26 protein-coding genes are annotated in these 18,233 nt (G+C 69.6%); 15 read left to right on the plus strand and 11 right to left on the minus strand.

Annotated features, from left to right (window positions below):
* Nucleotides 1–83: 83 nt before the first annotated feature.
* Complete coding sequence (locus J7E94_RS09405; RefSeq protein ID WP_285440732.1) at nt 84–725, plus strand: Tn3 family transposase; 642 nt, start codon at nt 84–86, stop codon at nt 723–725.
* A gap of 128 nt (nt 726–853) precedes the next feature.
* Here the strand turns inward: J7E94_RS09405 and J7E94_RS09410 are convergent, their stop codons facing one another.
* Nucleotides 854–1,378, minus strand: coding sequence for a hypothetical protein (locus tag J7E94_RS09410; RefSeq protein WP_215014022.1), 525 nt, complete (start codon nt 1,376–1,378; stop codon nt 854–856).
* A gap of 66 nt (nt 1,379–1,444) precedes the next feature.
* Between J7E94_RS09410 and J7E94_RS09415 the strand changes: the two genes are divergently transcribed.
* Together J7E94_RS09415 and J7E94_RS09420 are read left to right on the plus strand one after the other, a co-directional pair.
* Nucleotides 1,445–1,870, plus strand: coding sequence for a hypothetical protein (locus tag J7E94_RS09415; protein ID WP_215014024.1), 426 nt, complete (start codon nt 1,445–1,447; stop codon nt 1,868–1,870).
* 129 nt (nt 1,871–1,999) lie between these two features.
* Nucleotides 2,000–2,326 carry a DUF427 domain-containing protein gene (locus tag J7E94_RS09420; protein WP_215014026.1) on the plus strand — a complete coding sequence of 109 codons (327 nt, stop codon included), beginning with the start codon at nt 2,000–2,002 and terminating at the stop codon, nt 2,324–2,326.
* 14 nt (nt 2,327–2,340) lie between these two features.
* Here J7E94_RS09420 and J7E94_RS09425 read toward each other — a convergent pair whose 3' ends face one another.
* Entirely contained in the window at nt 2,341–3,009 is a 669-nt protein-coding gene (locus J7E94_RS09425) for a CDP-alcohol phosphatidyltransferase family protein (protein ID WP_215014028.1), read from the minus strand.
* Nucleotides 3,010–3,167: 158 nt separating this feature from the next.
* On the opposite strand from J7E94_RS09425, the gene J7E94_RS09430 reads away from it, so the two are divergent.
* Entirely contained in the window at nt 3,168–3,740 is a 573-nt protein-coding gene (locus J7E94_RS09430) for an SRPBCC family protein (RefSeq protein ID WP_215014030.1), read from the plus strand.
* 65 nt (nt 3,741–3,805) lie between these two features.
* A complete protein-coding gene (locus J7E94_RS09435; protein WP_215014031.1) occupies nt 3,806–4,102 on the plus strand; it encodes a hypothetical protein in 297 nt (98 codons plus the stop codon).
* 353 nt (nt 4,103–4,455) lie between these two features.
* Here J7E94_RS09435 and J7E94_RS09440 read toward each other — a convergent pair whose 3' ends face one another.
* The gene (locus J7E94_RS09440; protein ID WP_215014033.1) at nt 4,456–5,130 is read right to left on the minus strand and encodes a hypothetical protein; all 675 of its coding nucleotides are present in this window, start codon (nt 5,128–5,130) and stop codon (nt 4,456–4,458) included.
* On the minus strand, nt 5,127–6,152 hold the full coding sequence (locus J7E94_RS09445) for a DUF3179 domain-containing protein (RefSeq protein WP_215014036.1): 1,026 nt from the start codon (nt 6,150–6,152) through the stop codon (nt 5,127–5,129). The genes J7E94_RS09440 and J7E94_RS09445 overlap by 4 nt, the downstream gene beginning before the upstream one ends.
* A gap of 139 nt (nt 6,153–6,291) precedes the next feature.
* On the opposite strand from J7E94_RS09445, the gene J7E94_RS09450 reads away from it, so the two are divergent.
* Genes J7E94_RS09450 through J7E94_RS09465 form a run of 4 tightly spaced genes read left to right on the plus strand, consistent with a single transcriptional unit; the run spans nt 6,292 to nt 9,463 of the window.
* Nucleotides 6,292–6,747, plus strand: coding sequence for a MauE/DoxX family redox-associated membrane protein (locus J7E94_RS09450; protein ID WP_215014038.1), 456 nt, complete (start codon nt 6,292–6,294; stop codon nt 6,745–6,747).
* Entirely contained in the window at nt 6,731–7,045 is a 315-nt protein-coding gene (locus J7E94_RS09455) for a hypothetical protein (protein ID WP_215014073.1), read from the plus strand. Before J7E94_RS09450 ends, J7E94_RS09455 begins: the two co-directional genes overlap by 17 nt.
* 31 nt (nt 7,046–7,076) lie before the next feature.
* Complete coding sequence (locus tag J7E94_RS09460) at nt 7,077–8,648, plus strand: radical SAM protein (RefSeq protein WP_215014040.1); 1,572 nt, start codon at nt 7,077–7,079, stop codon at nt 8,646–8,648.
* Nucleotides 8,645–9,463, plus strand: coding sequence for a class I SAM-dependent methyltransferase (locus J7E94_RS09465; RefSeq protein WP_215014042.1), 819 nt, complete (start codon nt 8,645–8,647; stop codon nt 9,461–9,463). Before J7E94_RS09460 ends, J7E94_RS09465 begins: the two co-directional genes overlap by 4 nt.
* A gap of 28 nt (nt 9,464–9,491) precedes the next feature.
* Here the strand turns inward: J7E94_RS09465 and J7E94_RS09470 are convergent, their stop codons facing one another.
* From J7E94_RS09470 to J7E94_RS09480, 3 genes are all read right to left on the minus strand, one after another.
* Nucleotides 9,492–9,704: a hypothetical protein gene (locus J7E94_RS09470; RefSeq protein ID WP_215014043.1), complete on the minus strand. Its 213-nt coding sequence runs from the start codon at nt 9,702–9,704 to the stop codon at nt 9,492–9,494.
* Nucleotides 9,705–9,706: 2 nt separating this feature from the next.
* Nucleotides 9,707–10,099 carry a carboxymuconolactone decarboxylase family protein gene (locus J7E94_RS09475; protein ID WP_215014045.1) on the minus strand — a complete coding sequence of 131 codons (393 nt, stop codon included), beginning with the start codon at nt 10,097–10,099 and terminating at the stop codon, nt 9,707–9,709.
* A gap of 103 nt (nt 10,100–10,202) precedes the next feature.
* Complete coding sequence (locus tag J7E94_RS09480) at nt 10,203–10,532, minus strand: TfoX/Sxy family protein (RefSeq protein WP_215014047.1); 330 nt, start codon at nt 10,530–10,532, stop codon at nt 10,203–10,205.
* Between the two features lie 441 nt (nt 10,533–10,973).
* Here J7E94_RS09480 and J7E94_RS09485 point away from each other — a divergent pair, with 441 nt between their 5' ends.
* The 4 genes from J7E94_RS09485 (at nt 10,974) to J7E94_RS09500 (ending at nt 14,019) form a co-directional block, all read left to right on the plus strand.
* Nucleotides 10,974–11,459 carry a hypothetical protein gene (locus J7E94_RS09485; RefSeq protein ID WP_215014049.1) on the plus strand — a complete coding sequence of 162 codons (486 nt, stop codon included), beginning with the start codon at nt 10,974–10,976 and terminating at the stop codon, nt 11,457–11,459.
* 176 nt (nt 11,460–11,635) lie between these two features.
* A complete protein-coding gene (locus tag J7E94_RS09490) occupies nt 11,636–12,337 on the plus strand; it encodes a Crp/Fnr family transcriptional regulator (RefSeq protein ID WP_251056390.1) in 702 nt (233 codons plus the stop codon).
* A gap of 92 nt (nt 12,338–12,429) precedes the next feature.
* On the plus strand, nt 12,430–12,999 hold the full coding sequence (locus J7E94_RS09495; RefSeq protein WP_215014053.1) for a redoxin domain-containing protein: 570 nt from the start codon (nt 12,430–12,432) through the stop codon (nt 12,997–12,999).
* Between the two features lie 6 nt (nt 13,000–13,005).
* Complete coding sequence (locus tag J7E94_RS09500; protein ID WP_215014055.1) at nt 13,006–14,019, plus strand: cytochrome c biogenesis CcdA family protein; 1,014 nt, start codon at nt 13,006–13,008, stop codon at nt 14,017–14,019.
* On the opposite strand, the gene J7E94_RS09505 is transcribed toward J7E94_RS09500, so the two are convergent.
* Nucleotides 13,960–14,367 carry a carboxymuconolactone decarboxylase family protein gene (locus tag J7E94_RS09505; protein ID WP_308344788.1) on the minus strand — a complete coding sequence of 136 codons (408 nt, stop codon included), beginning with the start codon at nt 14,365–14,367 and terminating at the stop codon, nt 13,960–13,962. The genes J7E94_RS09500 and J7E94_RS09505 overlap by 60 nt on opposite strands.
* On the opposite strand from J7E94_RS09505, the gene J7E94_RS34325 reads away from it, so the two are divergent.
* Nucleotides 14,263–14,577, plus strand: a complete 315-nt coding sequence (locus tag J7E94_RS34325) for a hypothetical protein (RefSeq protein ID WP_251056391.1) — start codon at nt 14,263–14,265, stop codon at nt 14,575–14,577. The genes J7E94_RS09505 and J7E94_RS34325 overlap by 105 nt on opposite strands.
* 73 nt (nt 14,578–14,650) lie before the next feature.
* Here the strand turns inward: J7E94_RS34325 and J7E94_RS09510 are convergent, their stop codons facing one another.
* The 3 genes from J7E94_RS09510 to merA form a co-directional block, all read right to left on the minus strand.
* The gene (locus J7E94_RS09510; protein WP_215014057.1) at nt 14,651–15,154 is read right to left on the minus strand and encodes a hypothetical protein; all 504 of its coding nucleotides are present in this window, start codon (nt 15,152–15,154) and stop codon (nt 14,651–14,653) included.
* A gap of 181 nt (nt 15,155–15,335) precedes the next feature.
* Complete coding sequence (locus J7E94_RS09515; protein WP_215014059.1) at nt 15,336–16,211, minus strand: TetR family transcriptional regulator; 876 nt, start codon at nt 16,209–16,211, stop codon at nt 15,336–15,338.
* A gap of 52 nt (nt 16,212–16,263) precedes the next feature.
* The gene (gene merA, locus J7E94_RS09520) at nt 16,264–17,697 is read right to left on the minus strand and encodes a mercury(II) reductase (protein ID WP_215014061.1); all 1,434 of its coding nucleotides are present in this window, start codon (nt 17,695–17,697) and stop codon (nt 16,264–16,266) included.
* Nucleotides 17,698–17,820: 123 nt separating this feature from the next.
* Between merA and J7E94_RS09525 the strand changes: the two genes are divergently transcribed.
* Entirely contained in the window at nt 17,821–18,204 is a 384-nt protein-coding gene (locus J7E94_RS09525) for a helix-turn-helix transcriptional regulator (RefSeq protein WP_215014063.1), read from the plus strand.
* The last annotated feature ends 29 nt before the right edge of the window (nt 18,205–18,233 follow it).

Genomic DNA, 18,233 nt, shown 5'->3' on the forward strand with positions numbered 1-18,233 from the left:
TCAACGCTTGCCACGCTAACGCATGTCGCCCCCTGATCCACCACTCACCTCAGCTCACCCTGAAAATTGGAAGTCAATTCCTCATGCCGCCGATCCTTCTTGCATCGCTGCAAGACGCCGGCCGCAGCAGCACGCCCGGCTCGTGCACGCTCTCAGAACCTGGCGAATCGCGTATCGAGGCAGTCCTGGCGCATCTCCGCTTCGCCCAAAGCGAAGTCGGCTGCCCGGAGGACTCTACGAGGTCGATTTCCTCGCGGCAGAACGCACTGGCCGCCGCGTTGAAGGAGTACGGAGCGATCCGCAGGACGATCTACGCCGCGAAGTACCTGTCCGATCCGGTGTACCAGCGCAAGATCGCCCGGCAGCTGAACCGGGGCGAGTCCATCCACGCCCTGCGCCGCCAGCTCCACTACGCCCGCGACGGCAAGATCACCCAGCGGCAACCCGCCCAGCAGAGTGAGCAGATGTGGTGCCTGACCGTGGTGACCAACGCCGTCATCTGCTGGCACACCGAGTACCTCGGCCTGGCCGTCGACCAGCTGCGGGCTGCCGGCCGGGAGGTGCACGACGATGTCCTGGCGCACATCTCCCCGGCCCGCAGCTCTGCCGTGAACCATTACGGCTCCATCACCGTGGACTACGAGCGCGAGCTCGCCCAACTCGACGAGCGAGGCCGCCAGCCCCTGCGGACCGTGACGACGGACGGCATCGGCGCCGGACTGTAGCGGGCCCGCAGGCCGACGGCAACACGGAGACCACGGACGACGAGAGCGGAAGCGACCAGCGGCGACGAGGCGAACCATCTGCCGCGCCGCCGTGTCGTCCGTCCGCAAACGGGGCCTCCAGACAGCCGCTAGAACCGCCGGCGGGGACAGAGGGTCTCATCGAGCTGAGAAGAATTCTTTGCCTCGTAGGACCAGTAAAGGCCGTCCTTGTAGCAGGTGTTGTTGGCTTCCGCCTTCAGGGCCACCTTCTGCGACGCTCCGGCCGCCAGGTCCCCCAGCGTGCACACCACGAATTGGTTGAAGGGTTCATCGGTCTTGCACCGCTTGTCATCGGTCCACTTCGGAGCATCACTTGAGAAGCCACCGGATGAGATCCGAACGGAAACGGCGGTCGCTGTTTCGTTGCCCTCGTTCGTCACCGTCAGCACCCGCGAAGCGTCGTCCAGGCGACTGGCGGTGCCAACCAGGCGCGGGCCGTCGGCAATGGCCGTCGTAAGCTCGACGGTCCGCTGCATCGTGCCGTTCGCGTCGAAGTACGACTTCAGATATGACAGGCCATCGCTCCCATGCACCGCCACGTACGCAGTCAAGGTGTACGTGCCGGGCCCGGGGTAGAGGACCTTGCTGACACCGGGCCTGCCCGCCAGCCGCAAGGCCCTGATCTCCAGAGAGGCCGAACGCGCCCAAGCCGTCCTGGACAAGATTCGAGGCACATCCGCATGACCACCCCAAGCCGCGTCACGTCCGACGGCGTCTCACCCCAGACGGCGAGGTCCCTGCGGGCCGCGATGCAGCGCCTGTTCACCGGAAAGCCCCAACGCACCGACGGACGGCTCACCAAGGAGAACCTGTGGCGAGAAGCCCAGGTCAGTCGGGCCACCATGAACCGAGCCCAGCCGATCCTCGCCGAATGGGACGCCCACATCGCCGAGCGGGGCAAGACCACGGCAGGAGAGGCCCGCCGGGACGCCGAGATCACCCGCCTCCGTAAGAAGCTCGCCGCCAAGACACAGGAATGCACGCAGCTGGCCATGAAGCTGAAGGCCGCTGCGACCGCGATCGCCGCCCTCCACCACGACAAGGCCCTGCGTGCGGAACTCACCAACCGATCCGGCACGGTCGTGCCCATCGCCCGTCGGCCCTGACCGCGCGAACGCGCTCCCGCTGATCGTCAACCGCACGGAACGTGAGCACGGTCACCGAAGCGGGTGGTCGACCGTGCGTAGCGTCGGAACCGTGGGGCTCCACGACCGATGGAAGGCAGGCGAGAGGCCATGATGAGGGCTGTGTGGAACGGCGCGGTGATCGCGGAGGCGCCGCGCACCGTCGTGGTGGAAGGCAACCACTACTTTCCGCCCGAGTCGCTGCGCCGCGAGTACTTCACCGAGAGCCGGACCCGGTCGGTGTGCTTCTGGAAGGGTATCGCCCGCTACTACAGCCTTCAGGTCGCGGGGCTGACGAATCCGGATGCGGCCTGGTACTACCCCAGGCCCAGCCCGCTCGCCCGGAGGATCAAGGACCATGTGGCGTTCTGGCAGGGCGTGCGGGTCGAAGGCACTCCGGAGTCGGCGCAGGACGGCAGCAGGTGCGGCAGCACGTGAGAGCCGGTGCCTGGTCACTTGCGCAGGAGGTGGCGCAGCGCGACGATGCCCTGCATCGCGGCTGCGGGTCGCAGCAGGGTGGGGCGGGGCCGCTCGGGCATCGTGCCGCGGCGGATGCCGATCGCGGTGACCGTGACAACCGGCAGCGCCCACGCGGTGATCGCCGCCGCGCGCACCAGCCGGTTGGGTTCGTGGCACAGGGTGAGCCAGATCCAGAACGCGGCGTCAGCGAAGGTGTCGGCGTAGTCGCCGAACGGGGTGACGGTGTGCTGGTGACGGGCCAGACGGCCGTCGGCCACGTCGAGGGCGATGGCCGCGACCCCCGCCCAGCGAGTCGAACCGAGGGCGGTTGCGGGGAGGTTGCCGCGTACGAGGGTGAGGGCATCGGCGGCCGAGAGGTGGTCGCGTTCCTCAAGGAGCCCGAGGTGGAGAACGCTCAGGGCCCACGAGGCCGCCACCCAGCCGGGCCCCGGCCGCTTGTTCCGGGCGAGGCCGGCGAGCAGGCCGTGCGCGGCCGTGATCTGGACAAGTGCCTGTGGACGGCGTGCCGCCTGGCGCACCGACCGGTCCCCGGCCAGCCACAGGAAACGGGCGACGGCGCGAGGAGACCAGCGGCCTTGTCTCAGATGTCCCAGCAGGGCGTCGGTCGCCGCCCGGCTGTCGGTGAGATCCGCAACGCGCACGCAGGCCGGCCCTTCTCTCTCCTCCCGGGATGCGCTGCCCACGGTAAGCGCCTGACTCGCCGCCGGAACGTAAGCGCGCTCACCGTCGGCTGTGGCCAGTCGGCCGTAGCGTCGCTTTTGGACGGTAAGGGACCGGAGCACAAGAGAGGGGCTCGGGTATGGCGTGGCTGACGAAGCTGGCGTGTGTGGCCGCGGTCGGTGGCGGCGGCGCTGCGGCCTGCTACCTGGGGCTTGTCAGCGGGGCGATGCCGCTCGATACGGGTGTCGGCCGGCGGATCCGCCCGCTCGGCCCTCAAACCGTCGACATCCACGCCCCCCGGGAAGCGGTCTTCGACGTGATCGCACAGCCCTACCTCGGGAGGGCCACCCGGGCGATGCGAGAGAACGTACGAGTGCTGGAGCGCGGCAGCGACATGGTCCTCGCCGCGCACACGACCACCGTGGCGGGTGGGAGGCTGACGGCTGTGACCGTGGAGACGGTGCGCTTCACCCGGCCCCAGCGGGTGGACTTCCACCTGGTACGCGGACCGGTGCCCCACGTCGTGGAGTCGTTCGTCCTCACCACGACCGAGGCGGGTACGCGTCTGGTGTACGAGGGGGAGCTGGGCACCGACGGGTGGGTGCTGGGACAACGCTGGGGGCGGCTGGTGGCAGCGCGCTGGGAGGAGACGGTCGCCTCCTCCCTGGCATCGGTCAAGCAGGAGGCGGAGAGGCGCGCGGCGCTGCAGTGAGCCGGTGATGGCTGTGCGGCTGACGGCCGCGTTCCGCCAAGGCATCCGGTCGAAGGAGGTCGGTCATGGTGTCGCAGCGCAGGTCTCGCACCAAGGGGGAACAGGCTATCGAGTACCTCAAGACGGCATACCGCGAAGGCCGGCTCGACCAGCCCGGGTCCTCCTATCCGGTCACGCGGACCGGGCGGGCCCGCACCATCGACGGAAGGAACACTCCGCCGGACGGTCCACCCGCGCACCCGGAGGTAGGTAAGTCCGCGGCTGCCAGCCGTCTGGTGCTGGTCCGCGACCGGGTGGGTAACTGGCTGTACCGGGCGCTCAAGCGCGCGGTGTTCTGCTGGCTGCCGCCCGGCCATGGCTGATTGTCCTGCGCAGGTGAACCTTACGGATTGCAGTCCTGCAGTGCGTAGGATCTTGCGCTGAGCAACTGGATCTCGAATGAAGCAGGGTCGGCGATCCGGTGACGGGGGTGGGCAAGGGACCGTGCTCGCCGCCGAGGCTCCCTGTCAGGACCCACCTCTCTTGCCCGGTCATCCCGGTCCTCAGCGCCGTACTTCTGCGCGACGAATACGCGGTCCGCCGCCGAAGATGCAGGGTTGCTCTGCACGGCCACGCCGCCGGTCATGGAGAGGGACCTTTCACCTCGCAGGCCACGACCATCGAAGATGCGGCAGGGGCCGGTCAGGCGTGCGCGGCCACGGATGAAGTGCCCGCCTTATCTCTCGGATGTTGGGCCATCGGCGCCGCGGACGATCCCGGCTTGCCGTCGGCCGGTCCGGGATGCGCCCCATACCAGGGTGCTGAACAGCATCACCAGCGTGAGCGGATAGAAGACCGGGCGCAGGGGCAGCAGCACCGGCAGGAGCGCGGCGGCGGTGCTCGTGCCAAGGACGAGCAGGAACGCCGGCACGCAGCAGGCGAAGCCGAGCAGGAACGCCGGCAGGACACCGAGCAGCCGGGCATACCTGGTACGCCGGCAGGAGGCGGCCTGGCGGGCCGCGAACGCGGCGAGGGCGATATTGCAGCCGACGAGCGCGGCCACCACCGCACCGAGCAGCAGGTTGACCGGGCTGACGAACACCGCGACATGGTCGCTCGGATGCACCGCGAGCACCGGTTCGAACAGGTACGGGGCGCGGGCCCGGAACAGCTGACCGGGCGCGGCTTGGAAGACCGGGGCGCCGGTGAACCGGCCGGAGGCGGACACGGCGAGGTCGCCGATGGAGAACAGGTACACCAGCAGAGTGACGGCGGCAGCGATCAGCGCGGCCTGCCTATGGCGGTGTACGCCGAGGGCGGCCCGCACGCGGCGCGGGGTGGCCGCGGCGGCGGCCACGGCCGCGTCCCAGGCGTCACCGGCCTTCGCGAGGGCTGCCGTGAGCGGGTTCACTGCCGGACCTGACTGTTGGGGTAGAAGGCGTACCAGGCGAACCACATGGAGTCGAGGAAGTCCGCCGGCTCCCCTCGGTCGCCGACACGCTGGACGACCCTGGCCGTGCCCAGCTGGTCGTCCCAGCGGGCCTCCACCTGTATGCCGCCGATCTCGGCGCGCACCGTCCGCGCCGTGCGCACGTGGTCCTTGTGGATCGCGAGGCGCTCGGCACCGACTCGCACGCCGATCACCACGTCTTTGTCGTCGAAGCGTTCGCTGGTGGCCAGGACGGGGAAGAGCGGGCCGCCCTTGACGTAGTAGCCGCTTCGGCCGGGGTAGGAGCCGTACGGGTCGCTGCCGTAGCTGCGCAGCGCCCCGGTGTCCGTGGACAGCACCTCGGTGTCGGGGTGGGCGGTGCGCCATTGCTTCCAGGTGGTCCACACCAGCGGGACGGTGTCCAGCTTTGTGCCCTTCAGCGGGCCGCTGACCGCGGTGCCGAGAAGCTGGGGCCACTCGGAGCCGGTCTGCCGGTCGTACATCAGCAGGTTGGAGTTCACCAGCCGTCCCGTAGTGCCGAACGACAGGGGCTGGGTACCGGGCGGGGCATGGAACCCGATCACCGTGCCCGTCAGCGGGCAGTAGGTGACCGTGAGCGGCTCACCGCCCACGGTGTCGTTGACGATCTCATGCCACACCAGCACCAGCTGCGGATACGCCCTCACCTCGCCTCGGTACTCCAAACCGAACACCCGGTCGTCGTCCTTGAGGAAGCCGGCGTCACGGGCCGGAACGAAGCGGGGCATGTCGATCGAAGGGATGCCGTCCTTGCCCGGCCCGCCGGAGACCGCGGCGTCGGCCAGGGCCTCCAGTGAGGGGTCCTGGCCTGCCTGTACCGCTGTCACCGGCTCGGAGGGGCGATCGGAGAGGGCCTGCCAGCCGGCCACACCCCCGCCCGCGAGCAGGACGACGACGCCCCCGATCACGCCCGCACCCTTGACGGTCTGCCGCCTCGACGGGCGGGGAGCCTGCTGACCATTCACCTGGCACCTCCCGAACCCCCGGGGACACCGGCTTCCGCGGCGAACACCGCTTCGCACTGCTGATTCTCCCGCGCGCGAGGGACCGGTTCGGTGAGCGCGCTTACAGTTCTCGCCCCGCCGCGGGGCCTACGTTCGGATCATGGTGCTGAGGATCGTGCTGGGCGCGGTGTATACGGCGATGGCCATCGGCCAGCTCGCCTCCTTCGGGCACATGCCCGCCATCCTGTCCGCGTACGGGCTGGTGGCCGGCGTCGCCGCGACCGCACTGGCTGCGGCTCTGATCTTTGGCGAGCTGGTGTGCGGCATCTGGTTCCTTGCCCGCCCTCGTTCCAAGCTCCTGGCTCCGGTGTGGGTGTACACGGCCGTCTCGGTGGTGTGGGCGGTCCTGGCCGTACAGGCGTACGCACGCGGTCTGACGGTGGCCAATTGCGGCTGCTTCGGGATCTACCTGACTCAGCGGCTGAGCTGGTTCGTCCTGTTCCAGGACGCCCTGACCCTGCTCTACGCGGGACTGCTGCTGCGCCATGGCCGCACAGCTCCATCACGTGAGCACGCCGACCGAGTGGAGGCGGGCCGTGATGTCCGTATCCCGTGAACACTCCGGCGTCGGCGGTACGGCGGCGGCCGCGGGCACCGCGCTGCTCGTGGTGGCCTGCTGCGCGGGGCCACTCCTCGTGGCCGGCGGCGCGCTCGGCGCCGTCGGCGGGGCGCTGCGCAACCCGTGGCTGATCACCGTCGGAGCGGTGGTGCTCCTCCTTGGAACCGGCTACGTCCTGCGGTGCCGGGTCTGCCGCCGCCGTAGCGCCGGACCGGAGGACTGCTGCCCGACCGTCCCGGCTCAGCCCCTCGACGAAGCCGACCCGGGACCGCAACGACCACCACTACACGGTTGAGACCAACCCCCATGGAGAGAGGACCTGTTCGATGACCCACGCCCCAGCGCCCCGGCGCAAGGTGGACCGCGACGAGGTGTTCGTGGAGTTCACCAAGTCCATCTGCCCGATGTGCAAAACACCCGTCGACGCACAGGTCAACATCCGCAACGACAAGGTCTACCTGCGCAAGCGCTGCCGGGAGCACGGCGAGTTCGAGGCCCTGGTCTACGGGGACGCCGAGGAATACCTCGCCTCAACTCGGTTCAACAAGCCCGGCACCATCCCCCTGGTCTTCCAGACCGAGGTGAAGGACGGCTGTCCGTCCGACTGCGGGCTGTGCCCGGAGCACAAGCAGCACGCGTGTCTGGGCATCATCGAGGTCAACACCGGCTGCAACCTGGACTGCCCGATCTGCTTCGCCGACTCCGGCCACCAGCCGGATGGTTACTCCATCACGCACGAGCAGTGCGAGCGGATGCTCGACGTCTTCGTGGCCTCCGAGGGCGAGGCGGAGGTGGTGATGTTCTCCGGCGGCGAGCCCACCATCCACAAGCACATCCTGGACTTCATCGACCTCGCCCAGGCCCGCCCGATCAAGAACGTCACCCTCAACACCAACGGCATCCGCCTCGCCACTGACAAACGCTTCGTCGCCGAGCTCGGGAAGCGCAACGAGCTCCCGGGCCGTTCGGTGAACGTCTACCTCCAGTTCGACGGCTTCGACGAGCGCACCCACCGGGAAATCCGGGGCCGGGACCTGCGTGCGTTCAAGCAGCGGGCGCTGGACAACTGCGCCGAGGCCGGGCTGACCGTCACCCTCGTCGCCGCCGTCGAACGGGGCCTGAACGAGCACGAACTCGGCGCGATCATCGAGTACGGCATCGACCACCCCGCGGTGCGGTCCGTGGCCTTCCAGCCGGTCACCCACTCCGGCCGGCATGTCGAGTTCGATCCGCTGAACCGGCTCACCAACCCCGACGTGATCAAGCTGATCAACGCCCAGCGCCCGCAGTGGTTCACCAAGGGCGACTTCTTCCCCGTGCCCTGCTGCTTCCCCACCTGCCGCTCCATCACCTACCTGCTGGTGGACGGCGAGCCGGGCAACCGCACTATCGTGCCCATCCCTCGACTGCTGAACGTGGAGGACTACCTCGACTACGTCACCAACCGCGTCATGCCCGACGCGGGCATCCGCGAGGCCCTGGAGAAGCTGTGGTCGGCCTCCGCGTTCATGGGAACGCAGACGACCGAGGAGAAACTGCGGGCCACCGCCGAGGCCCTGGACTGCACGGACGCGTGCGGCATCGACCTGCCGCAGGCCATTAAGGACCTGAACGACAAGGCGTTCATGATCGTGGTCCAGGACTTTCAGGACCCCTACACCCTCAACGTCAAGCAGCTGATGAAGTGCTGCGTCGAGGAGATCACCCCCGACGGCCGGCTGATCCCGTTCTGCGCGTACAACTCCGTCGGCTACCGCGAACAGGTCCGCGCGGCGATGTCCGGCGTGACCGTAGCCCCGGTCGTGCCCAACGCCCTGCCGCTCGCCGGCCGCCTGACCAGCACCGTGTACGGCTCCAAGACCGCACGCCGGGCCACCGCAGAGGAGTCCTCGTCATGACACAGCCACCGGCCGGCGAGGACATCAAGGCGTGCTGCGCCGCCGCCTACTCCTCCGATGTCGTCGCCCTGCTGCTCGGCGACTCCTACCACCCCGGCGGCACCGCCCTGACCCGGCACCTCGCCGACACGCTCGGGCTCACCCCCGGCGCACGCGTCCTGGACGTCGCCTCCGGGCGGGGCACCACCGCCCTCCTCCTGGCCGACGCCTACGGCGCCGAGGTCGACGGAGTCGACTACTCCGCCGCGAACACCGCCCTCGCCCAAGGCGCCGTCCAGGCCGCAGGGCTCGCCGCCAAGGCCCGCTTCACCACCGGGGACGCCGAACAACTCCCCTACCCGGACGGAATCTTCGACGCCGTGGTGTGCGAATGCGCGCTGTGCACCTTCCCCGACAAGCCGCGCGCGGCAGCCGAGTTCGTTCGCGTGCTGGCGCCCGGCGGCCGAGTCGGCATCACCGACGTCACCGTCGACACCGACCGGCTCCCGCCCGAGCTGACCGGACTCGGCGCCCGCATCGCCTGCATCGCCGACGCCCGCCCGCTGGACGAGTACACCCGGATTCTGGCCGCCGCGGGCCTGCGCACCCTGCGCACCGAACGGCACGACACCGCGATGCTGCGGATGATCGACCAGATCGAGGCCAGGCTGCACCTGCTGCGCATGACGGCCCAGGACAAGCTCACCGCCGCCGGCGTCGACCTCGACGCGGCCCCCGCCGTCCTCGATGCGTCCCGCACGGCCGTGGCGGCCGGTGCCCTCGGCTACGTCCTGCTGACCGCGGAGAAGAGTGCGGAGAAGAGTGGGGACGCCTGATCGCTTGTGGCTCCGCCACGCCTTTCGCTCAGGCGTCGCCGTTGGGAGGTGCGGCTTCGCGCAGACGCAGTGCCTGTGCGTCGTAGTCGTGGAGGACGTGGCGGAGCTGTGCCAGCGCCTCCTGCGGGATGTCCGGTGGAGCGGACTCGGCCACGACCCGGGCGGCGGCCACCAGCGCCGCGAACTCGAAGGCGTGAGCGGTCGCACGCAGGACACCGGGCCGGGCCCACTCCAGGTGCATGATCAGCCCTTGGATGCCAGGTAGTCCTTGATCTGCCCGAGTTCCTGCTCGAAGTCGTCGTAGTCCTCACGGGTGCCGTTGAGGTAGGCGCTCCAGCCGAGGCTGTTCTTCGCGTAGTGGACGGCTTCCTGGATCTCCTCATCCGTTGCCCCGAACAGCTTCGCGGCCTCCGTGTGGAAGAGGGTGCAGTAACGGCACTTCGTCTCGGAGTGCAGTGCGATCCCGATCAGTTCCTTGTACTTGTTCGGGATGAGCGACTCACCCAGCTCGATCTTCTTGAAGATCTCCCACTCGTAGTCCAGCAGGTCATCGGGGATCCGGGAGAAGAAATGCGGCACGAGACCCAGCGTCTCCTTGATCTCCGACTCGACCTCGCTTCGGCTGCGGCCTGCCATGGCGACCACTCCTCTTGGCCCAGCGAAACGAAAATCCTCTCCTTCCACGCTAGAACGCCCAGGTGACCACTGCGAGCGCGGCAGCGTTCGCCTCTTCCCGCGCTCATTTGGGTGGCAGGCCGGCCGCGAAGGCGTGCCCCTGGTCGATCCAGTCGTCAAGGTCCGCGTCCTCGGACAGGGCGGAGGCGGCGACGACCACCCACCCGCGCATCGGGCGGCCGGTGAAGTCGAAGGGCCGCGCCCCGGGCCGCGCGAGTGCAGCGTCGGCGGCATCGGGTCCGACGCGGACCATCAACTCGTCGCCGATCACGCCCACGGCCATGTTGCCCTCGTGCAGGAACGCCAGGCCGCCGAACATCCGCTTCTCCGTGACCGCCGGATCCGCGCCCAGCCGGGCCCGGATCCGTTCCGCCAGTCCTTCGTCGTATGCCATGACAGCCCTCCGGATCGTGCTCGTCAGCGCGACGGGCTCAGTCGCCCTTCCAGGTCCCCTGGGGTCCGCTCGGCATCGTGGCGCCAGTCCATGGCGTACGCCGCCACCCGCTCGCACGACAGCGCGACCACCCGCTCCACACTCTCGTCGATCCCTTGCGATTGCCCCGTCCAGCTGCCGGGCGTACCGATTCCATTCACATCACCCCAGCCGGGTACCGGCAAGCAACTGGACCCGCTGCCCGGCGCGGCGCACGTCGGCTGTCACGCGGATGGCGGCCGTAGCCGAGACCAGGCAAGCCGGGTCCGCCGCGCGTCCCGTCCCGTCGTGGCGTAGATCTACCGGCACGTAGGTAAGGGCGGTCACATACCGGCCCCTGCCATGGGTCCTAGCGTCGGCGGCGAAAGCGACAGAGCGAACCCACCGGATGAGATGATCACTATGGCCACCGCAGCACACGTAACCCCCAAGACCGCCGCGATCCCGGTCCACGCCGTGTGGGGCGCCGCAGCCGGACTGGTCGGCGGCGTCGGATTCGGGATCTGGATGTCTGTCTCCCGGCCGATGATGGACACCGCGATGATCACGATGGTCGCGGGTCTCCTCGGCTCTACCAACGCGTTCGCGGGCTGGCTGATCCACCTCGCGATCGCACTGACGGCCGGCACCGTGTTCGGCGTCGTGTTCGGTCACCTCGCGCAGCGGCTCGCGCCCGCCGTCGTCCTCGGCCTGGCCTACGGCGCGGTGTGGTGGGTCCTCGGCGCGCTGTGGATCATGCCGGCGAACATGGGTATGCCCGTCTTCGAATGGAATGACGTCACCTCCTCCAGCCTCGGCGGCCACCTCGTCTTCGGTCTCCTCGCGGGAATCACCTTCTCCTGCATCGCCATGATGGTGGGCAAGCGCACTGGCCGGGCCGCGGGATGACACCGATACCAACAGCGTCAACGCCCGGTCCCGGCGCACCGCTCCGGGGTGCTGAACCTCTCCTCGATGCCCCGGACCACTACTGTCTGGCCGACAGCGCAGGCGCGCTGGCCAGCCCGGCGTGGGGCGCCGCGCCCCCGCCGTGGGCACCGGGACGACGCGAGGAACCACACCACATGAACCACACCGGTGACGACGCCGAGAAGACCTGGTGCATCTCCGAGGTCGACATCTTCCGCGACCTGTCGGAAACGGAGATGGACGCCATCGCCGCCGCGGCGCCGATGAAGACCTACAGCGCCGGCGAACTGCTGTACTCGCCCTCCCAGCCCTCCGAAGTGCTGTTCATCCTCAAAAAGGGCCGCATCCGTATCTTCCGGGTCTCCGCCGACGGCCGCGCCCTGACCTGCGCGATCATCAGCCCCGGCACCATCTTCGGCGAGATGGTGCTGCTGGGGCAGCGGATGTACGACAACTTCGCCGAAGCCCTCGACGACGTCACCGTCTGCGTCATGAGCCGCACCGACGTCCACCGCTTCCTGCTGGCCGACGCCCGGATCTCCGCACGCATCACCGAAATCCTCGGACGACGGCTCACCGACCTCGAACAACGCCTGTCCGACAGCGTCTTCAAATCCGTACCCCAGCGCATCGCCACCACCCTGCTCACCCTCGCCGCCGAGACCCGGCCCCGCGTGCTCGGGACCCGCAGCCCACAGATCGCGCTCACCCACCAGCAGATCGCCGCTCTGGCCGGCTCGTCCCGCGAGACCACCACCAAGGTCCTGCGCGACTTCGCCGAGCAACACCTGATCCGCCTCGCACGGGGCCGCATCACCGTCCTGGACGCCGAGCGGCTCGCCGACCACGCGGGCTGACGTCACCGAACCGTAAGCACCCATCCCGCCCACACGGCCCCTCGCCCGGCCTACAGTCCAGAGCCGACCCCGACGATCAGGAGCTGTCCTTCATGCGTGCCCGCCTCATCCTTCCCGGCCTTGTGGCCGCCACCGCGCTCACCCTGGCCGGCTGCGGCGCCCAGGACAACGCCGCCTCCAGCGGCGCCGGAGCGGCGAGCCCCACACCCGCCGGCTCCACCGAGTCGGCAGAGGCCGTACCCGGGACTCCGACGGTCCCCGAAGCACTGCGGTTCACCGGCACGACCATCGAGGGCCGGCCCTTCGACGCGGCGACACTGGCGGGCAAGCCCACCGTGCTGTGGTTCTGGGCGCCCTGGTGCCCCAAGTGCAAGGCCCAGGGCCCTGAAACCGCCAAGGTCGCGGCCCAGTTCCAGGGCAAGGCCAACGTCGTCGGGGTGGCCGGCCTCGACAAGCAGCAGGCCATGAAGGATTTCGTCACCGACACGAAGGTCGCCACCTTCCCGAACCTGTCCGACGAGGCCGGCGACATCTGGAAGAAGTTCGAGATCACTCAACAGAGCACCTACGTCATCCTCGACAAGGACGGCAAAACCGTCTTCACGGGCAACCTGCCCGCCGGGAAGGGGCTGGCCGACAAGCTCAGCCCGCTTGTCGGCTGAACCGCCATGTCCGACCTTCCCCTCGCCCTCGCCCTGACCGCGGGCATGCTCGCTGCCGTCAACCCCTGCGGCTTCGCCCTCCTGCCCGCCTACCTCTCCCTGCTCGTACTCGGTGACGACACACCCACCCGCACCGCCGCCGTCACCCGCGCGCTGGCAGCGACCGCCGCGATGACCGCCGGATTCGCCGCCGTGTTCGCCCTGTTCGGCCTCGCCATCGCGCCCGTCGCCGGCCAGGTCCAGCAGCACCTGCCCTGGTTCACCATCGCCTTCGGAGTCCTCCTGGCCCTCGTGGGCGCCTGGCTGCTGGCCGGCCGCGACCTGCCCTCGATGCTCCCCAAACTCCGCCGCGCCCCCACCGTGACCCGCTCCGTGCCGTCGATGGCCCTGTTCGGCGCCGCCTACGCCATCGCCTCCCTCGGGTGCACCATCGCCCCCTTCCTCGCCATCGTGGTCTCCGCCTTCCGCAGCGGCTCCGCTCTCGAAGGCGTCACCCTGTTCACGGCGTACGCGGCGGGAATGGGCCTGATCGTCGGCGCCGCCGCACTCTCCGTCGCGCTCACCCGCACCGCCCGCGTGGGCCGGCTGCGCCGCCTCGGCTCGGTCGCCTCCCGCCTCGGCGGCAGCCTGCTCCTCCTGGTCGGCGTGTACGTCGCGTACTACGGCTGGTACGAGATCCGCGTCCTGCGCGACCCGCAGACCACCGACCCCGTCATCGACGCCGTCGGCACCGTGCAGCAGTCCATCGCCGGCCTGCTCGACAGCATCGGCATCACAGCGATCGTGGCCGCCTTCGTCATGCTGCTGCTCACTGGCGTGGCGCTGCGCGCCAACCGGCGCCGCCAAGACCGCGCACAGACACCTCCAGGAGCACCCGTCGGGTCAGCGAGCCGGATGTCGTCGACCTCTGGGAAGCTCGCATCGGGCCGGGACGGCCGAACGTCCCGGCCCGATGGGGGATCAGCGGGCGGTCGTGGCGAACGGCGTGACGAGCGGCCACTCGACGTCCACGTCGAGTGATTCGTTGACGTAGTTGGTGAAGACGTTCCGGACCGTGTTGGCGATCGTCTCGACGATCTCCTCGTCGGTCAGGCCGGCGTCGCGGGCAGCGGCAAATGCGTTCTCGCCTGTCCGCCCCCGGTTCTCTGCGACCGCGAGCGCCAGGCGCAGCACGGCGGCGGCCTTCGGGTCGGCGCTCGTTCCCCGCCGCGCGGCCTCGATCTCCTCGTCGGAGAGCTTCGCGACGTTGCGGGACACCATGGTGTGTGCGGACAGGCAGTAGCTGCAGCCGTTGAACTCGGCGACGGCGAGCGCGATCCGCTCCTGTATGCCGGCGGAGAGGACCCCGTCCTTCAGGGCGCCGAACAGGCCGAGGAAGCCCTTGAGCCGGCCCTGTTCACCCGACTCCTGCGACCGCTCGGCGCGGGCGGGGACGGCGAGCTGGTAGCCGCCCTGGTCCAGCTGTGTGACGGCGCCATCGCGGCCGCCCAGCTCGACAAGTCACTGACGAGCGCCAAGACCGCCAAGGCGACGGCCGAGCTCCTGTTGGCCTCCCGACGGCCGCGTGGCGCTGCCTGACCGAGACCGTGAAGACGCGACGCCCCCGGATCCTCGTCGGCGGCGCGCGCCTTCTCGGGAGGCAGGTGCTGCCTCAGCCGTGCAGCTGGAACTCCAGGAGTGCCGCCTTCTGCCCTTGGACCGTGGTGGGGGTGCTCTCCACTTGGCCCGAGGCTCCGCTGTACTGCCCGGTTCCGCCGATGACCGCGAACGTCACCTTCTTGGCTACGTTCGCGGACTCCTCGCCGCCGCTGAAGACCAGGTTGCCCTTGGCCAGCCGGACGGTGCAGTCCAGCAGGAAACTGCCGTCCTTCAGCAACTGAATCCGGGTTAGCGAGTCTCCGATGGGCTTCCCTGATTGCGGGTCCACCGCGGGCTCTTCGAACAACAGGACGTTGCCGGGCGTCATGGCATTCATGTCGCCGAATACGGGTTCCTTCTCCAGCAGGACGACCTTCAGTGCCTCGGCTTTGCCGGCCTGTCCGGTTGCCGCGGATGCAGTGGCTGTGGCCGGTCCGACTGCGACCAGCGTCAGGGCGAATGCGGTCCCGAGCGTCGGCACCAGCCGCCGTATCCGGCCCGTGTGAGTGGGGTGCATGCGCACTTCCTCTCTGTCCCCGTAGGGCTAGGGGACTGCTTCACCGGAAAACCTCCCCGGATTCTCCGCCACTGCGCAGATGAGCGTGGCGCGAGTGATGGGGCACCGTGGCGTCGGCGCCCATACACGCACCACGGTAAGTCCCCCGATCAGCCCTCGCCCGGTGGGCCGCGCTCGGGGCTCAGGCGCTTGGATACCGGCTTTGTGTGAGCGCGAGAGCCGTGCGCGCGGTCTGTTCGAAGGGTTCGAGGGTGCCGGAGGCGCGGCACAGCACGTGGGCGCCTTCCAGCAGGGTGACGAGCATGGCGGCCAGGTCGTCGGCCTCGCGCGGTGCGACACCGGCGGCGGCGAGCCGTTCGGAGAGCTGCTCGATCCACGAGCCGAACGCGGTGGCCGCGACCTCGCGCAGCGTGTCGCTTTCGGGATCGGGATCGGGATCGACGGTGACTGCGGCGACGGCGCAGCCGCTGCCGGTGGTGGCGGCCTCGATGACCGGACGGACGAAGGTCAGGAAGGCTTCCACGACGGCGTGCGGACTGCCCGCGGGCAGCGCGCCTAGGTGGGCGCGGATGTCCTGGCCGTTGCGGGTGGCGGCCTCGGCGACGAGCTGGGCTTTGCCGCCGGGGAAGTGGTGATAGATCGCGCCGCGTGCGGCACCGCTGTCGCGCAGGACCTCGGTGAACGACATGCCTGCGACGCCGCGCCGTTGGAGTGCCTGCACTGCGGCCTCCAGCATGCGGCCTCGTGTCTCTGTCGCCATCCCGGCCTCCCTACCCTTGACTAGTACGGCCATCCTACTGGATGCTGCGGGGGCGGCTAGTACGGACGTACTAGCTAGTTCGATGACGAGAGGTTTCCCATGCCCATCACCGTCACTGCCCCCCAGCCCAAGGCCGCGCAGTTCACCGATCCACCGCACGCACCACAGGGCTTCCGCGTCGAACAGCCGGTAGCCCGCCTGGCTGCGTCCCAGGGTGTAGATCAGCCCGAGGTCGGTGCACTCGCGCAGCGTCTTCACCGGGACGCCGGTGCGCTGCGAGAGCTCGCCGACGGTCATCGGCCGTGTCCGCTTCCCGTTCATGATCGGTCTCCGGTCTGCCGCGGGATGCTCAGCCGGCGCAGCAGGACAGCTTGGCGACGTCGGAGGTGAAGGTCTGCGCGGCGAGCCTGAGTCCTTCGGCCATCGTCAGGTACGGCGCCCAGGTGTGGGCGAGCTGGTCGACGGTCATCTGGGCGGTGATGGCGTACGTGGCGGCGGTGATGATGTCTCCGGCGCCGTCGGCGAGCACGTGCGCGCCGAGCAGGCGGCCGGTGCGTGCGTCGGCGACGAGCTTGACCAGGCCGCGGGTGTCGCGGTTGGCCAGGGCCCGCGGAACGTACGCCAGGTCCAGGGTGCGGCAGTCGCACGGGATGCCGGCCTCGGCGGCCTGGGCGTCGGTCATCCCGACCGAGGCGACGGCCGGGCTGGTGAAGGTGACCCGCGGCAGCGCCGCGTAGTCCAGGGTCCGTTCCTGTCCGTCGAGAGCGTTGTCGGCGACCAGGGTGCCGTGGGCTGCGGCGACGTACACGAACTGCGGGTGGCCGGTGACATCCCCGGCGGCCCAGATCCGCTCGGCAGCAGTGCGCAGGTACTCGTCGACGACGACCTCGCCGCGCGGCCCGGTCTTCACGCCCACCGCGTCCAGGTTCAGCCCGGCGGTGACCGGGCGGCGGCCGGTGGCGATCAGGAGCTGCTCGGCCCGCAGGGAAAGATCCTTCCCGCCATGGCCGGTGGCGGCGGTGAGGGTATAGCCGGTCTCGTCGCGGCGCACCCCCGTCAGGGCGGCGGACGTGTGCACGGCGATGCCCTCGTCGGCGAGGACCGCCTCGAGGGCGGCGGAGATCTCGGGCTCCTCGAACGGGGCGAGCCGCTCCAGGGCCTCGATCACAATGACCTGGGTGCCGAGGCGGGCGAACAGCTGGGCCTGCTCCAGGCCGACCGCGTTGCCGCCCACCACGACCATCGACTCCGGCAGGCGGTCCAGCTCCATCGCGGTCGTGGAGGTCAGGTACCCGGCCTCGTCCAATCCGTCGACGGGCGGCGCCCACGGGGCGGAACCGGTGGCGATCAGATAGTGAGCGGCCTCGATGCGCCGGCTTCCGCCTCCGTTCAGGGCCACCTCAAGCGCGGGGCCCTCGGTGAACGAGGCGGTGCCGCCCACGATCTCGAAGGTGTACTCGGCCGCGATATCCGTGTATTTCTCCGCCCGAAGCTGGGCCACCAGCGCGTCCTTGCCGCCGACCAGGGCCGGGAAGCCGACCGGGCCCGCGCTGGCGGCGATGCCGGGGAACCGGTCCGCGACCTGCGCGCCGTGGCGGGCCTCGGCGGCGGCCAGCAGCGCCTTCGACGGCACGCACCCGACGTTCACGCAGGTGCCGCCGGTCGTGCCGCGCTCGACGAGCACCACACGCTTGCCCTTGGCGGTCGCGGCGATGGCGGCGGCGAAGGCGGCCGAACCCGAACCGATCACAGCAAGATCAAAACCTGTTCCCGTACCGGTCACGGTGCTGCCTCCTGGTGGCAGGGCCCGGCCTCCGGACCCAGTTTTCTATGCGTCTTGCCGAATACCAGTCTGCCACCATACTATTTGGTTAGGCGAATAGAAGCATGCGGGAGGCCCCTTCACATGACATCCAGCCCCGCCCACGCAGTCACCGGCCCGGCCGCCGATACCGAGGTCGCGTGCACTCACCTGGACACCACCGCCCGCTTCTTCCGGGCCCTGTCGGACCCCACCCGGCTGAAGCTGCTGGAGTTCATCCTGCGCGCCGAGCGCACCAGCGCAGACTGCGTCGAGCACGCCGGCATCTCCCAGCCCCGGGTCTCGGTGCACCTGTCCTGCCTCGTGGACTGCGGCTACGTCACCGCACGCCGCGACGGCAAGAAGCTGCGCTACTCCGTCGGCGACCCCCGCGTCGTCGACCTCGTCGTGCTCGCCCGCTCCCTGGCCGCGGACAACGCTTCGGCCCTGGACTGCTGCACGCGCATCCCTTCAGCCGACCGCGCCTGAACAGCAAAGAGAATCTCAATGATCGTGTC

The sequence above is a fragment of the Streptomyces sp. ISL-94 genome (genome assembly GCF_018614075.1).
GTDB lineage: Bacteria > Actinomycetota > Actinomycetes > Streptomycetales > Streptomycetaceae > Streptomyces.